This is a genomic window from Azoarcus sp. Soil_N_20, from assembly GCF_057656155.1.
The window spans coordinates 122689-137374 of the sequence record NZ_JBDGKX010000008.1 but is presented as its reverse complement, the minus strand read 5'-3'; the positions used below and the strand labels follow the sequence as shown (position 1 = coordinate 137374).

Here is a 14686-nt window from a genome sequence, read left to right as displayed (position 1 = left end):
GTTGTAAGGGTCGGCCGGGGCTTCAGCCCGGGCGCACGACGACGTGGCCACCCAGTACCTGGGCCTGGCAGGCAAGCCGGTTCTTCACGCCGGCGTAGTTTTCCTTGAGCACCTTGTCCTCGAGGACCGACGGATTGGCCAGATGCTCGGCACCGGAAACGATCTTCATCATGCAGGTACCGCATTCGCCTTCACGGCAGCCGTAGGTGAGTCCGGCGCCGATCTTTTCCGATACCTCGATGAGCCGGGTACCGGCCGGCACCGTGACGGTGATGCCGATGTCTTCGAAGGTAACCTGTGCCTTGGGCATGATGGGAGTCCTATACGGTCAGTGCGCCGGGCGCGGTGAAATCGACATGACGATGAGCGGAACGGCCGACCAGGTGCTCGGCCAGTTCGCGACCGAGCGCGGCACAGCTGGCGAGCTCCTCGTCGGTGGGAATGAGCTTGGCCTTGACCCCGGGGCGCGGCACCCGCAGCTTGAGTCCGCGCAGGCGGTCCTCGACCAGGTTGACCGCCTCGCCGCTCCAGCCATAGGAGCCGAAGGCGGCGCCGAACTTGCCCTTGACCTTGACCAGGGTCAGCGACGACAGCAGGTCCCACACCGGCTTGACCGCGTCGCCATTGATCGTCGGCGAACCGAACACGAGGCCGTCGGCCTCCTCGATCAGGTCGACGAAGGGCCCCGGGTCGCCGCCGGCGATGTCGTACAGCGACACCCGCACACCCTCGACCCCCTCGGCGCCGTCGCGCACCGCCTCCGCCATGCGCGCCGTGTTGCCGTAGGCGCTGATGTAGAACACCAGCAGGGTCTTCTCCCGTTCGCCGGCTTCGTTGGCGAGCAAGGGCGCGGCGAGCTGGCGATAGCGCCGTACATAGTTCGTCGGCAGATCGCGCAGGATCGGGCCATGGGCAGGCGCGATCAGCCGGATCGCGAGCGGCTCGATCAGGTCGAGCGCGGTCAGCACATGCTCGCGAAAGGGCCGCATGATGTGCTGGTAGTAGTAGTCGAAGGAGAAGCGGAAATCGCCGACGCGGTCGTTGAACAGCCGCGAATCGCAGAAGTGGCAACCGAACACGTCGCCGGAGAACAGCAGCCCCTCTTCCTCGACCCAGGTGCATTGGGTATCGGGCCAGTGCAGATAGGGCGTGTGAAGAAAGCGCAGCGTGCGCCCGCCGAGGTCGATCCGGGTGTCTTCGTCGACCGGCACGATGCGCGACTCGTCCACCCCGTCCTTGACCACCCCCTTGAGCATCTTCAGCGCCGGGTAGGACAGGTAGACGGTGGCCTGCGGTGCCGCTGCCAGCAGCTCGGGCAAGGCCCCGGTGTGATCCGGCTCGAGGTGATTGAGCACGATCGCGCGGATCTCGTCAGGCCGGCAACAGGACCATAGGCGGGCGAAGAAGACGTCGGCGAACTCGGCCTTGACGGTGTCGATCACCGCCACGCCCGCGCTCCCGCGCACCGCGTAGGCGTTGTAGCTGGTGCCGTTGGCGGTGCGCAGGATGATGTCGAACTGGCGCAGGTCCGGGTCGAGCGCCCCCACCCAGTGCACATCGCGGGCGATGGCAACGGGTTCGCCGGCACGGACCGCACCGCTGCGGCTCATCGTGCACCGCCTCCCGACACCGGCACCGCGCCCCAGCGCCGCTCGCCCCGGGCGCGCGCACGGACACCGGCGTGCAGCCGGGCCGCAGTCATGACAGGCTCGCGCCCGACGGCGGCGCGCAGTACGCGGCCGGGTTGCGGTAGGGCCTGGGCGCGTGACCGTCCTCGCCGTGGCTGCAGCCCTGCGGAACCGGACCGTCCGGCAGCACGATACCGCGGCGTGCCAGCCAGTCGGGGTCGAAACCACTGCACCGCAGCCCGCCCACTTCGAGCAGGGGCCGGCGGATCAGGATGGGCTCGGCGACGAGACGATCCAGCGCCGCCTCAGCGCTGAACGCGGCCGGGTTCACCGATCCGTCCTTCAGCGCCGGGGCGGCCGGATTGAACCATTCGCTGACCGGTCGCGCGCCCAGGAAGCCGGCCAGCACGGCAGGCGTCCACGCTTCGGTGAGCAGGTCGCGCACCTCGACCTCGCACCCGGCGGCCTCGAGCAGGGCGATCTGGCGGGTGTTGGTGGCGCAACCGGGCTTCCACCACAGGCTTACTGACGGCATTCCGCTTCCCTCAACTGTTCGAGCAGATGGAGCGGGATGCCGGTCAGCGAGCCGTAGGGATTGAGCGCTTCGCCGTACTCGTCGACGATCGCGCCCTCGATCGGACAGATCTCCGCGCACTGCGGCAGATCGTGATCACCGAGGCACTCGGTGCACTTGTCCGGGTTGATGAAGAACAGCGGCTCCCCCGGCTGCATCACCGCCGAGATGGCCTTGTTCGGGCACAGCGGTTCGCAGGCGTAGCAGCCCACACAGGAATCGACGATTTCGAGTGACATGAACGCGCTCCTCTCAGGCGGCCTGAACCGCTGCGCCGACCGCCGGCAAGGCCAGCTTTCCGGCCGCGGCCATTTCGTCGTACACCGCGCGGATCGCGTCCTCGATCGGCTCCATCGCGTGCTCGCCGTTGGGCTTGATGCCGGCCTTCTCGAGATCGGCCCAGGGTTCGAAGCCGATCTTGCTCGCCAGCAGCACCTCCACCCCTTCGAGCGACTTGATGATGCCGCCGAGCACGGTCTCGCCATCGCCGCAGGATTCGTCGCCCATGCAATACGCGGTGCACTTGCGATGACCGAGGAAGCGATGCTCGGTCGCGCCGACTTCGTACACCAGGAACTCGTGGGCATGACCGAAATGCTCGTTGATCACGCCGCCGCCCTTGGTCGCCACCGCGATGCGGATGCTGCGTGTGGCCGGGGCAGCCTCTTCGGCGACCGGATTGAACTTCGGTGCGGCCTTGAGTGCGCGCTTCATCTCGAGCTCGGTGGTGATCGCGTCATGGACCTTGGCGCGCTCGACCATCGCGGTGGCGTAATCGACCTCCATCGCGTCGATCTTGTCGAGGGTGAACTCCTCGCCGCGATCCTCGCCGAGCAGACCGACCGCGTCGGCGCGGCACTGGCGGCAGTGGCGCATCATCGACATGTCGCCCGAGCAGTCGTCCTGCAGTGCCTGCAGTTCGAGCGGGGTCGGTTCGGGCTGGCCCATGATGCCGTAGTAGGTGCCGTGCTCGGCCTCGGCGATCAGCGGCATCACGTTGTGCAGGAAGGCGCCCTTGCCCTTCACCACCTTCGACACCTCCTTGAGGTGCTGGTCGTTCACCCCCGGGATCATCACCGAGTTGACCTTCACCAGGATGCCGCGCGCGGTCAGCATCTCGAGCCCCTTCTGCTGCTGCTCGATCAGGATCTTCGCGCCTTCGATGCCGCGAATGCGCTTGTTCTCCCAGAAGATCCACGGGTAGATCTTGGCGCCGATCTCGGGATCGACGCAGTTGATCGTGATCGTGACGTGGTCGATGTTGTGCTTGGCGAGTTCGTCCACCGATTCCGGCAGCGACAAACCGTTGGTCGACACGCAGAGCTTGATGTCCGGCGCCTGTTCCGAGAGCTGGCGGAACGTCTCGAAGGTGCGCTCGGGGTTGGCGAGAGGATCCCCGGGGCCGGCGATGCCGAGCACCGTCATCTGCGGAATCGCCGCGGCCACCGCCAGCGTCTTCTTCACCGCCTGATCGGGGGTCATCAGTTCGGAGACCACACCGGGACGCGACTCGTTGGAGCAGTCGTACTTGCGGTTGCAGTAGTTGCACTGAATGTTGCAGGCCGGCGCCACCGCGACGTGCATGCGCGCAAAGTAGTGATGGGCCTCCTCCGAATAACAGGGGTGGTCCTGCACCTTCGAACGGATATGGTCGGGCAGATGGGAGAGACCATCCGGCGCCGTACCACACCCACTTTCGCTACAGCCGCCGCCCGAAGCTTCGGCAGGCGCCGTATTGCTGATGACCGGGAGTTCCATCGTCGATCCCCTTGTGATGTCTGACGGGGATATCTCCGCAAGGCCCGTGCCAACGACAAACGCAACGCAACATACTGTTTTTACTTAACAGTTTTCATTGGCAAGCGCTTGTTTGTCGGATACCTCACAGCCCCCCGGTGTGGCACTCGCAACAAAGCGGACATGGGCTGGCGGAGCCGGCCACGGCCGCCCCGCCCCGCCGGGCGGCCCCCTCAGCGCGGCTCGGCCGCTTCGATCGCGCGCAGCGTCGCCCGCGCGGCGTCCTGCAGCGGGCCGCCGAGTTCGACCGCCGCCTGCGCCGTCGCGCGCGCTTCATCGCGGCGACCCAGTTCGAGTTGCACGGTGGCGAGGTTATTGAGCGCCACCGCGCTCCGATGGCGCTCGGCGGCGGCGCGAAAGGCATGTTCGGCCCCGGCCTTGTCGCCGGCGGCGTAACGGACGTTGCCGAGTCCGATCGCCAGCGTGAGGTTGTCCGGCCAGCGTTCGAGCGCGCCGGCATAGGCAGCCACCGCGGCCGCAGGTGGGGCGCCGCGCTCGAAGGCGACGAGTGCGCGAGTGGCGGCCTCCTCGGTCGCGGTGACCGGCAGTTGTCCGGGCGGAACCGCGACGAAGGCCCAGAAGCCGCTCCGCTTCCAGGTGTGTTCGAAGGTCGTCAGCGCGAGCACCTCGCGCGCGGTCGTGCCCGAGCGCAACACCACCTGTCCGCGCGCCAGGTCGTAGCCCACGACAACCGCGTAATGCCAGCCCGGCGCCCACGCCAGCCCCAGGTTCTGCAGCACTATTACCGGCCGGCCGGCCGCGGTCTCGCGCAGCACCGCCTCCAGCGTACCGGGGATCTCGATCGCGACCGCGCCGTGGCGGCGGGCGCCGGCGAGCATCTCCAACTGCAGTGTCCCCTTGCGCGCCGGCAGGAAGATCTGCGCCGCGAGCGTCTCGGGCGAGACGGTCAGGCCGGCCGCGCCGAGCACCGTCGCCAGCGCCGCCGGTCCGCACAGGTAGTCCTGCTGCGGAAAGAAAGGCGTGGCGGTAAGTTCGACGCGCGGCGGCAGGCCGGCCGGGGGCGCTTCGCGCAAGCGCGGAGCCTGCACGGCGCAGCCCGCAAGGAGCGCGATAGCCAGGATGAGGGCGAACGCGCCGACGCGCCCCGGCCCCCGTCCCTCCTTGGCGCCGATGGCGCGCAAGCCGGCCTCCTCCGCTCAGCGCACTGAACGGGTGAAGGGGAAGACCTTCGTCAGGCCGAGGATGTCGGTGGCGAGCAGCACGAAGAACACCAGCAGCAGCGCGCCGACGATGCCGCTACCGGCCGGCGCGCTGTCGATCTGCACGGCGAGCCGGGCGGCTTCTTCGTCACTGAGCGCAGCAACGCGTGCCTTCGCCTCGTCCGCGCCGACACCGAGCCGCTCGAGCTGGGCCTGCACGTCGGCACGCCCGAGCGCTTGGGCGAGGCGCGCATGTCCATCGCCCTGGGGAATCGTGGCAGTCTGCGCGGCGACGGCCTGCTCGGTACCGATGAGCGCGGCCTGTGCACTATGGATCATCGTGCTGGAGGCGACGCACAGAATCATGAGAACGGATAGGAATCTATTCGGGCGCATTCTTGTTCTCCTTCTACGAGAATTGCCGCAAAGCAAGGCCGGTCACCCCCAACCGAACGCTCTGGCCATGTGGTGCACGGGAGCGGCGGTCGCGGAAGTGTCCGGTTCGGCAGCGAGGCTACCGTTCCAAATAGACTCGCACACGACCACGCTTGTTCCACTCGACTCGCGACGATCGCTCAAGTGCGACAGCCTCCTAGATCTGGCGCACCTTGATGTTGAGGGTCTGGATCCGGTAGGCGATCTGGCGCGGGGTCATGTTGAGCAGGCGCGCGGCCTTGGCCTGCACCCAGCCGGCCTGCTCGAGTGCGGCGATGACCCGCTCGCGCTCGTCGAGATCGGGGTCGTCGAGGTCCACCGCCGCGCCGCCGCGCATCGGACTGACCCGCTCCTCGACCCCCGAGACCAGGATCAGATCGCGATCGATCACGCCATCTTCGCTCATCACCGCCGCGCGCTCAATGCAGTTTTCCAGCTCGCGCACATTCCCCGGCCAGGCGTGATGCAACAGGATGCGCAAGGCACTGTCGGTGATCGACAAGGGCCGACCCTGCATCTTTGCCACCTTGTCCACCAGGAAGGCGGCAATCTCGGGGATGTCCTCGACCCGTTCGCGCAGCGGCGGCAACATGATGGGCATGACGTTGAGGCGGTAGAACAAGTCCTCGCGGAACTTGCCGGCGTCGACCTCCATCTCGAGGTCGCGGTTGGTCGCCGCAATCACCCGCACGTCGACCCGCAGCGTGCGCACCCCGCCCACCCGCTCCAGTTCGCCCTCCTGCAACACGCGCAGCAGCTTGGCCTGGAAGGACGCGGAGATCTCGCCGATCTCGTCGAGGAACAGGGTGCCGGCATCGGCGGTTTCGAAGCGCCCCTTGCGCTGGGTGAGCGCACCGGTGAAGGCACCCTTCTCGTGGCCGAAGAGTTCGGACTCGAGCAGGTTTTCCGGCAGCGCCGCACAGTTGAGCTTGACGAAAGGGCCGGCGGCACGCGGCGAATTGTAGTGGATGGCCTGGGCGATGAGCTCCTTGCCGGTGCCGGTCTCGCCGCGCACCAGCACCGTGGTGTTCCACTTCGCGACCTGGCGCACCTGGTCGAACACCTTCCGCATCACCGCGGTGTGGCCGATGATGCTGTCGAAGCCGAAGTGGTTGCGCACGGTGCGCCGCAGGCTGTCGCGCTCTTCGGACAAATCGCGGCGTTCCTGCCGCACCTGACAGGACAACCGCACCGTCTGCCCGATCAGGTTGGCCACCATCTCGGCGAAGTGGGCGTCATCGTCGAGGCGTTCGCGCAGCGCCACCGGGGGCTGCAGGGCGAGCACGCCGACGGTTTCCTGCGCCGCACGGATCGGCACCCCGATGAAGGGCGCATCACCGTCGAACACGCCGCGCTGGGGCAGGTAGTTCGGGTTGTCGGCCAGGCGCGGCAGCACCAGCGGACGCGAACGCTGCTGCACGGTACCGATCACGCCCTCGCCCGCGCGCCAGCGGATGTCCGGATCGATCACCGCATCGACGCCGTGCAGGGCAGAAATGGCCATCGTGTCGCCACCGGGCTCGCTGAGGGAGACCAGGGCGCGGTTGAAGCCGCACTCCTCGTCGAGCACCCGCAACACCTCGGACAGGGTCTCGCGCAGTTCGAGCGAACGCGACAACACCCGGCTCACCCGATACAGCGCCTCCACCGAGGACTCGAGCCAAGCGATGCGCTGGCTGCTCGGATCGGGAAATTCGGCGGCATTCATCGGTAGGCCTCCGCTTCGGTCGAAGGCACGTGGCTGAGCGCCGGAAAGCTGATCAGCACACGGCACCCGCCGGAATGCGCCGGGTCGATCTCCAGCATGCCGCGGTGACGACTGACGATCTCCTGTGCCAGCGAAAGACCGACCCCACGCCCGGCGCTGCGGGTCTGCTTGGTCGAGAAGAAGGGTTCGAAGACCTTCAGGCGCAGCGCTTCGGGTATGCCCGGGCCGGTGTCGGTAACTGCGGCGCGGACATGACCATCGCGCACCTCGGTGGTCAGACTCAGGCTGCGCTCGGCCCAGCCGCGCACATTCATCGCCTCGACCGCATTCGACACCAGCACCCGGAACAGGGTACGCAGCGCGGTCGGATTGCCCTTGACCGAAGGCAGCACGTGGGCCGGATGCCAGTCGACCGTGACCCCGGCGGAGAGGAAAGTCTCGGTTTCCAGCATCAGCACATCGCGCACCACTTCATTCAGATTGACCAGCCCGGTCGGCGCGTCGGCCTCGGGGGGCATGGCCGACTGCAGCGTGGCGATCGCCTGTTCGCCCGCACTCTGGGCGTCGGACAGGGCCTTGGCCAGGGCGTCGCCGCCGGCCGCGCCGCCGCTGCGCCGGCGCTGCAGGTTGGCCGCCGCGGTGATCAGATTGACCGGCCCCTGCAACTGGAAGATCGCCCCCGACAGCGCCTCGCGCAGGCTCTGGTTGAACTCGCCCTCGGACAACATCGCGCGCATCGCGGCGATGCGCAAAGCCTCCTGCTGGCGCTTGGATGCACTGATATCGTGCATCACCAGCAACATGTAGTCCGAGCAGCCGTCGCCATAGAAGGCATCCGGGCTGGTGTGCCGCTCCTCGAACCACGAAACCGAGCAGGAATACCAGCGCGGCTCGCCCGGGCCACGGTCGAAGCGCAGTTCGTGATTGAGCAGGGCCCGCCGATGCGCCAACGCATGGTTGAAGCCCTCACCCAGGCTCTGGCGCAGCGCATCCATCACCGCATGCGCCGGCTCGCTCACCAGCATCTCCGCCACCACCCGTCGATAGGCCGGGTTATCGAGCACCACCTTGCCGTCCACGTCGAGCAGGGCGACCGCCATCGGCGCGACCGAGATCACCGATTCGATGAGTTGCTTGTGGTTGCTCAACTGCCGCGCCAGCCGATGCTCCTCGGTGGCGTCCCAATGCATGCCGAGGTAGCGGGTGGGCTCGTCGCCCCCGGCCGACGAACGCAGCGGCGTCACCGTGAGTTCGGCCACGTAAGGCGAACCGTCGCGGCGCCGGTTGAGCAGGCGTCCGGTCCACGGCTGGCCCGACTTCAGCGCCTGCCACAAGGCCTGATACACCTCCTTGGGGGTCGACTTGTAGGACAGCAGCGACTGTCTGTGCCCCACAACTTCGGACGCCGCGTAACCGGTGATCGCGCAGAAAGCCGGATTCACGTACAGGATGCGGGCGTTTGCGTCGGTGATCGATATCGCGATTGCCGACTGCTCGACTGCATCGTGAAAGACGGCATCGGCAAAAACGGTTTGAATCGGGTCGAGGGCGGACATGGCAGTCTCTTGAAGGACGAATCACCCCGAACAAAGCAAACATTGTGCCAAACCCTACAATGCGATGCACTGCCACGGTGCATGGCACGAACCGCCGTCAAGCGGTCGCCGCGCGCCGCGCAGGCAGGTCCGGTTCCCGCCGCCACCCCCTGTCGGGTTCGCGACAAAGCAGCGGAAGCTGGCGCACTCGATACATCGCCCGCGCTCCTCATTTGCCGAACAAGCGCCGCAAATCATGAACTTGCGCCGCGCGATGCAGTGGCACGGCTCATGCAATGCAGGGATTGATAACCGGATGTGACGGAGAAGGTCGGCAATGAACGAATGGTTGATGCTGCTGCTGGGCACCGCGCTGGTCAACAACGTGGTGCTGGTGAAATTCCTGGGCCTGTGCCCCTTCATGGGGGTTTCGCGCAAGGTCGACAGTGCGCTCGGCATGGGGATGGCCACCACCTTCGTGCTGACCCTGGCCAGCGCGGTGACCTGGGTGCTCGAGTACGCGCTGCTGGCGCCCTACGACCTCGGCTACCTGCGCATTCTCGGCTTCATCCTGGTGATTGCCGCCACCGTCCAGTTCGTCGAAATGGCGGTCAAGAAGAATGCGCCCGAGCTGTACAAGGTACTGGGGATCTATCTGCCGCTGATCACGACCAACTGCGCCGTACTCGGCGTTGCCCTGCTCAATGTGCAGGAGGGTGCCGGTTTCGTCAGGAGCGTGGTGTACGGCCTGGGCTCCGCGGCGGGCTTCACCATGGTCATGGTGCTGTTTGCCGGACTGCGCGAGCGCCTGGCGCTGGCCCGGGTACCGCACGCCTTTGCCGGCGCGCCGATCGGCTTCATCACCGCCGGCCTGCTGTCGCTCGCCTTCATGGGCTTTTCCGGCCTGACCAACCACTGACCGACGGACCCACCACAAGGAGCCTGCCATGCTGATCGCCGTCGTGAGCCTTTCTGCACTGGGCATCGTTTTCGGCCTCGTCCTCGGCCTGGCCGAGCGCTTCTTCCATGTCGAGCGCGGTGGCCTCGAAACCGAGATCGAAGCCATGATGCCCGGCAGCAACTGTGGCCAGTGCGGCTTTCCGGGCTGCGCCGGGGCCGCGGCAGCACTCGTCGATGGCAGCGCCGCGGTGACCTGCTGCCCACCCGGCGGACTGGCCCTCGCCGAGGCGCTGGCCGCCCGGCTCGGCGTCGCCCTCGATGCAAGCGCGGTGCAGACCCAGGTCCCGCACATCGCCGAGGTCCGCGAGGAAATCTGCATCGGCTGTACCAAGTGCTTCAAATCCTGCCCCACCGACGCCGTGCTCGGCGCGGTCAAGCAGATCCACTCGGTGATCCGCGAAGCCTGCACCGGGTGCGCAAAATGCGAAGCAGTGTGCCCGACCGGCGCCATCGAGCTGACCCCGGTGCCGGTCACGCTGCAGACATGGGTCTGGCCCAAGCCGGCTAGCGCCTGAGGACATCATGCCGTCAACCACTTCCCCTGCACGTTCCACCCTCCGTCGCCTGCTGCAGCGCTGGGGCATCCACCCGGAAGGTCGCAAACATCCGGCGGCCGACACCGAGATCACCGCGCTCCCCTTGCCGCCGCGCCTGATCCTGCCGCTGGCACAGCATATCGGTGCCCCCGCCCGGCCGCTGGTGAGCACCGGCCAACGGGTGCTGCGCGGCGAGCTCCTGGCCGAGGCCCAGGGGGCGATCTCGGCCCCCCTGCATGCACCGACCTCAGGGCTCGTGCTCGGCATTGCCGACGTTCCGGTCCCTCACCCCTCGGGACTCAGCGGCCCGGCGATCCTGCTCGAACCCGACGGATTCGATGAAGCCGTGCCGGCCGAAAACAACGACCCGTTCGCGCTCGAACCCGCCGAAATTGCCCGCCGGGTGGCTGCGGCCGGTATCGTCGGCATGGGCGGGGCCACGTTCCCGGCAGCGGTGAAGCTCGCCCTCGGCCAGAAGACCGCCATTCCCACGTTGATCCTCAACGGCGGCGAATGCGAACCCTATCTGAGCTGCGACGACCGCCTGATGCGCGAACGTGCGCCGGAGGTCATCGACGGCGCGCGCATCATCCTGCGCGCGATCGGTGGCGAACACGCGCTGATCGGGGTCGAGAACAACAAGCCGGAGGCCATCGCGGCCCTGCGCGAAGCCGCCGTCGGGCTGCCCGACGTCGAAGTGGTGATGGTTCCGAGCCGCTACCCGATGGGTTCGGAAAAGCAGCTCATCTCGTGGCTGACCGGGCGTGAGATCCCCGCCGAAGGACGTCCCGCCGATATCGGCGTGATGGTGCAGAACGTGGGCACCGCGGCGGCCATCCATCGCGCGATCCGCTACGGCGAACCGCTCACGCGCCGGATCGTCACCGTCTCCGGCGGCGCGATCCGCACCCCGCGCAATCTCGAGGTGCGCATCGGCACGCCGCTGTCCGCCCTGGTGGCCTTCTGCGGCGGGACGACCGCGCCGGTCGCGCGCTGGGTCATGGGCGGTCCGATGATGGGGCTGTCGGTCCAGTCGCTCGATATCCCGGTGATCAAGGGCAGTGGCGGCCTGTTGGCGCTGGACGCCAGCGAACTTGCGACCCGCCCCGAGCCCGGTCCCTGCATCCGCTGCGCCTCCTGCGTCGGCGCCTGTCCGATCGGGCTGATGCCGCTGGAGATGGCGGCACTGATCCATGGCGGCGACCTCGCGGCCTCGGTCGGAATCGGCCTAAAGGACTGTATCGGCTGCGGGACCTGCTCCTATGTGTGCCCGTCGCAGATTCCGCTGGTGCAGTACTTCAACCATGCCAAGGGCGAACTCGCCGCGCAGGACCGCAGCAAGATGAAACAGGACGCGGTCCGCCAACTGGTCGAGGCGCGCGACGCGCGCATGGAGCGCGAGGCACGCGAGAAGGCGGAGGCCGCCGCGCGCCGCAAAGCCGAGCGCGAGCGCGCCAAGGCCGCAGCGACGCAGGCTGCTAAGGCGGCTCCTGCCCGCAGCGCCGACCGTCCCGCCCCGAGCACCGAGGAGACCACCGCATGAATCCGATTTCCTCGCCTCACGCCCATGGCGCGCGCCCGGTCGGACGGGTGATGATGCTGGTCATGCTGGCGCTGGCACCGGCGACGGGGGCCGGCTTCTGGCATTTCGGCTGGCCGGCGATCACCTTGTGGTGCGTGACCGTGCTCGCCGCGCTGGGGACCGAAGCATTCTGCGCACGGCTCGCCGACCGTCCCGCGGCACCGATGATTGCCGACGGCTCGGCGATGCTCACCGGCTGGCTGCTCGCGCTGTCGCTGCCGCCCTGGGCGCCGTGGTGGATCGGCGCGGTGGGCGCGGTGTTTGCCGTCGCGGTCTGCAAACACGCCTTCGGCGGGCTCGGGCAGAACCTGTTCAACCCGGCGATGGCGGCGCGCGTGATGCTGCTGATCTCGTTCCCGGTGGAAATGACCCAGTGGGTTGCGCCGCATGCGGCAAACCTCGCCAGCGGACTCGAGCCGCTGGCCGGGTTGGCGCTCACCTTCGGCAGCACAGCGCCCGATGCGATCACCAGCGCCTCGCTGCTGGGACATGTCAAGGCGGAAGCGTCACGCGGGATCACGCTGTCGCAGGCGCTCACCGGACACTGGGACCCGTTCGCCTTCGGACTCGGCGCGCGCGCAGGCAGCCTGGGCGAGACCGGCACGCTGCTGCTTGCCGGCGGCGGCCTGTTCTTGGTGCTGAAACGCGTGATCGGCATCCGCATTCCGGCGGCCTTCCTGCTCGGCGTGGTCCTGCCCGCCGCGCTGGCCCATTTCCTCGCCCCCGACCACTACCTGCCGCCACTGGCGCACGTACTGGCCGGCGGCGTGATGCTCGGCGCCTTCTTCATCGCCACCGACTATGTCACCTCGCCGAGCACACCGCTCGGGCAATGGATCTTCGGCCTCGGTTGCGGGCTGCTCACCTGGGTGATCAGGACCTGGGGCGCCTATCCCGAAGGTGTCGCCTTTGCCGTAATGCTGATGAACGCTGCCGCGCCCCTGATCGACCGCGCGACGCGACCGCGCATCTTCGGCCGCCGCCGCGACGGCCGTTCGCTGACCGCACCGTAACCGTCAGAGCCTGCCCGCCATGAGCACGAACCCGCCCCGCCGCCCGCCGCTCGACGCCCTGTGGTACCAGGGTGTTTCGCTCGGTATCGTTGCCCTTACCGCCAGCGCCGCCCTTGCCCTCGCCCACCAGAACACCAGTCCGGCGATCGCCGAGGCCGCCGCGAAGGACATGGCCATGTCGCTGGCACAGGTCCTGCCGCCGGATTTCGCCGACAACGATCTACTCGCCGACACCGTGACCCTGTCCGTCGACGGCGGGCGCTCGCTGACGGTGCATCAGGCCCGTCGCGCCGGTCAGATCCAGGGCGTGATCTTTCCGGTCGTCGCCAAGGGCTATGCCGGTCCGATCCAGATCGTGATGGGGGTCGATCGCGACGGTCGCCTGCTCGGCGTACGCGTCACCCGGCACACCGAAACCCCCGGCCTGGGCGACAAGATCGAGGTGGCCAAGCACCCGTGGGTGCATGACTTTGCGGGCAAGTCGCTGACTACCCCGCCCGCGTCGCGCTGGGCGGTAAAGAAGGATGGCGGCGACTTCGATCAGTTCGCCGGGGCGACGATCACGCCACGCGCAGTGGTCACCGCGGTGCGGGGTGGCCTCGAACTGTTCGCCGGCAACCGTGGTGCGATGCTGGGCGAGGACGCCCGGATGGCAATCCGAGAACAGGAGCAAACCCGATGAATCCCCCCGACAAAGAGACCCAGGTCCCTCCTCCGGCCACCCCGGGGACGCCATTCGCCGACATCTTCCGGGACGGCCTGTGGCGCCAGAATGTCGTGTTCACGCAGATGCTGGCGCTGTGCCCGCTGATGGCGGTGACGAGCACCGCGACCAACGGGCTGGGCATGGGCCTCGCCACCACCGCCGTCCTGGTGCTGTCGAACTGCATCGTCGCGGCAATTCGCAAGTGGGTGAGTCCCAGTGTGCGGATTCCGACCTTCATCGTGCTGATCGCAACGCTGGTGACCCTCGTGGACATGAGTCTGAACGCCTGGCTGCATGACCTGCACAAGGTCCTGGGCCTGTTCATTGCGCTGATCGTGGTCAACTGCGCGATCCTCGGCCGCGCCGAGGCCTTTGCTTCGCGTCAGCCGGTCGTCGCCGCCGCTGCCGACGGCATCGCGATGGGCCTCGGCTTCACGCTCGCCCTGGTCGTGCTGGGCGGCACGCGCGAAGTGCTCGGCAGCGGCACCCTGTTCGCCAGCGCCAGCCTGCTGCTGGGCGAGTCGTTCCGCTTCCTCGAGTTGACGGTCATTCCCGACTACAAGGGCTTTCTGATGATGATCCTGCCGCCGGGCGGTTTCCTCGCCCTCGGCTTTCTGATGGCTCTGCAGCGCCACCTGGAAGCCCGCCATGCCCGCCGTCCGGGTCCGCCCGCGACAGTTGCGGCCGACAGCGTGACCGCCTGAAGGAGAGCAAGGATGAGAGTCGGCGTAGCCTATTCCGATGGCGCCCAGCACTGCTGGCTGCGCACCGACGTCGCGGACGACGCCACCGTGCAGGATGCGATCGAACACTCCGGAGTCCTGGCGCTGTATCCCCAGATCAACCTGGCCGAACAGAAGGTGGGGGTTTTCGGCAGACTGGTGAAGCTCGACGCCCCGCTGCAGGCCGGCGACCGGGTGGAAATCTACCGTCCGATCACCTGCGACCCCACCCAGGTGCCACGCCGGGGCGGAATGGAGGATGACGACTGAGAAACAGCGCACTGGAACTCGGCGCCAGCCTGGGGGATACTGGGCTCATTGCAATGCAGC

Annotated in this window: 16 protein-coding genes; 7 read left to right on the top strand and 9 right to left on the bottom strand. The window is 67.7% G+C overall.

All coding sequences use genetic code 11. The features are described 5' to 3' along the window. Positions 1-22: 22 nt before the first annotated feature. The 9 genes from AC3A35_RS17105 to nifL all read right to left on the bottom strand — a co-directional run bounded on the left by AC3A35_RS17105 (position 23) and on the right by nifL (position 8858). Positions 23-310 carry a 2Fe-2S iron-sulfur cluster-binding protein gene (locus AC3A35_RS17105; protein WP_487437399.1) on the bottom strand — a complete coding sequence of 96 codons (288 nt, stop codon included), beginning with the start codon at positions 308-310 and terminating at the stop codon, positions 23-25. 10 nt (positions 311-320) lie between these two features. After that, complete coding sequence (locus AC3A35_RS17100; RefSeq protein WP_487437398.1) at positions 321-1610, bottom strand: FprA family A-type flavoprotein; 1290 nt, start codon at positions 1608-1610, stop codon at positions 321-323. Between the two features lie 88 nt (positions 1611-1698). Next, positions 1699-2163, bottom strand: coding sequence for a thioredoxin domain-containing protein (locus tag AC3A35_RS17095; protein WP_487437397.1), 465 nt, complete (start codon positions 2161-2163; stop codon positions 1699-1701). Further along, positions 2151-2441 carry a 4Fe-4S binding protein gene (locus tag AC3A35_RS17090; protein ID WP_487437396.1) on the bottom strand — a complete coding sequence of 97 codons (291 nt, stop codon included), beginning with the start codon at positions 2439-2441 and terminating at the stop codon, positions 2151-2153. The genes AC3A35_RS17095 and AC3A35_RS17090 overlap by 13 nt, the downstream gene beginning before the upstream one ends. A gap of 13 nt (positions 2442-2454) precedes the next feature. After that, a complete protein-coding gene (gene nifB / locus AC3A35_RS17085; RefSeq protein ID WP_487437395.1) occupies positions 2455-3960 on the bottom strand; it encodes a nitrogenase cofactor biosynthesis protein NifB in 1506 nt (501 codons plus the stop codon). A gap of 212 nt (positions 3961-4172) precedes the next feature. Next, positions 4173-5141 (bottom strand): PA2778 family cysteine peptidase, encoded by a 969-nt coding sequence (locus tag AC3A35_RS17080; RefSeq protein WP_487437394.1) that lies wholly within the window; start codon positions 5139-5141, stop codon positions 4173-4175. Positions 5142-5156: 15 nt separating this feature from the next. After that, the gene (locus AC3A35_RS17075; protein ID WP_487437393.1) at positions 5157-5555 is read right to left on the bottom strand and encodes a PA2779 family protein; all 399 of its coding nucleotides are present in this window, start codon (positions 5553-5555) and stop codon (positions 5157-5159) included. 196 nt (positions 5556-5751) lie between these two features. Continuing rightward, positions 5752-7302, bottom strand: coding sequence for a nif-specific transcriptional activator NifA (nifA, locus tag AC3A35_RS17070; RefSeq protein WP_487437392.1), 1551 nt, complete (start codon positions 7300-7302; stop codon positions 5752-5754). Beyond that, positions 7299-8858 carry a nitrogen fixation negative regulator NifL gene (gene nifL / locus AC3A35_RS17065; protein WP_487437391.1) on the bottom strand — a complete coding sequence of 520 codons (1560 nt, stop codon included), beginning with the start codon at positions 8856-8858 and terminating at the stop codon, positions 7299-7301. Before nifL ends, nifA begins: the two co-directional genes overlap by 4 nt. Before the next feature lie 316 nt (positions 8859-9174). On the opposite strand from nifL, the gene rsxA reads away from it, so the two are divergent. Genes rsxA through AC3A35_RS17030 form a run of 7 tightly spaced genes read left to right on the top strand, consistent with a single transcriptional unit; the run spans position 9175 to position 14626 of the window. Continuing rightward, a complete protein-coding gene (gene rsxA, locus AC3A35_RS17060) occupies positions 9175-9756 on the top strand; it encodes an electron transport complex subunit RsxA (protein ID WP_487437390.1) in 582 nt (193 codons plus the stop codon). Positions 9757-9784: 28 nt separating this feature from the next. Then, positions 9785-10312 carry an RnfABCDGE type electron transport complex subunit B gene (locus tag AC3A35_RS17055; RefSeq protein WP_487437389.1) on the top strand — a complete coding sequence of 176 codons (528 nt, stop codon included), beginning with the start codon at positions 9785-9787 and terminating at the stop codon, positions 10310-10312. 7 nt (positions 10313-10319) lie between these two features. Continuing rightward, on the top strand, positions 10320-11876 hold the full coding sequence (rsxC, locus tag AC3A35_RS17050; protein ID WP_487437388.1) for an electron transport complex subunit RsxC: 1557 nt from the start codon (positions 10320-10322) through the stop codon (positions 11874-11876). After that, positions 11873-12928, top strand: a complete 1056-nt coding sequence (locus AC3A35_RS17045; RefSeq protein WP_487437387.1) for an RnfABCDGE type electron transport complex subunit D — start codon at positions 11873-11875, stop codon at positions 12926-12928. Before rsxC ends, AC3A35_RS17045 begins: the two co-directional genes overlap by 4 nt. 19 nt (positions 12929-12947) lie before the next feature. Further along, a complete protein-coding gene (gene rsxG / locus AC3A35_RS17040; protein WP_487437386.1) occupies positions 12948-13610 on the top strand; it encodes an electron transport complex subunit RsxG in 663 nt (220 codons plus the stop codon). Continuing rightward, positions 13607-14338: an electron transport complex subunit E gene (locus tag AC3A35_RS17035; protein WP_487437385.1), complete on the top strand. Its 732-nt coding sequence runs from the start codon at positions 13607-13609 to the stop codon at positions 14336-14338. Before rsxG ends, AC3A35_RS17035 begins: the two co-directional genes overlap by 4 nt. 12 nt (positions 14339-14350) lie before the next feature. Beyond that, entirely contained in the window at positions 14351-14626 is a 276-nt protein-coding gene (locus AC3A35_RS17030) for an RnfH family protein (RefSeq protein ID WP_487437384.1), read from the top strand. Positions 14627-14686 lie beyond the last annotated feature (60 nt).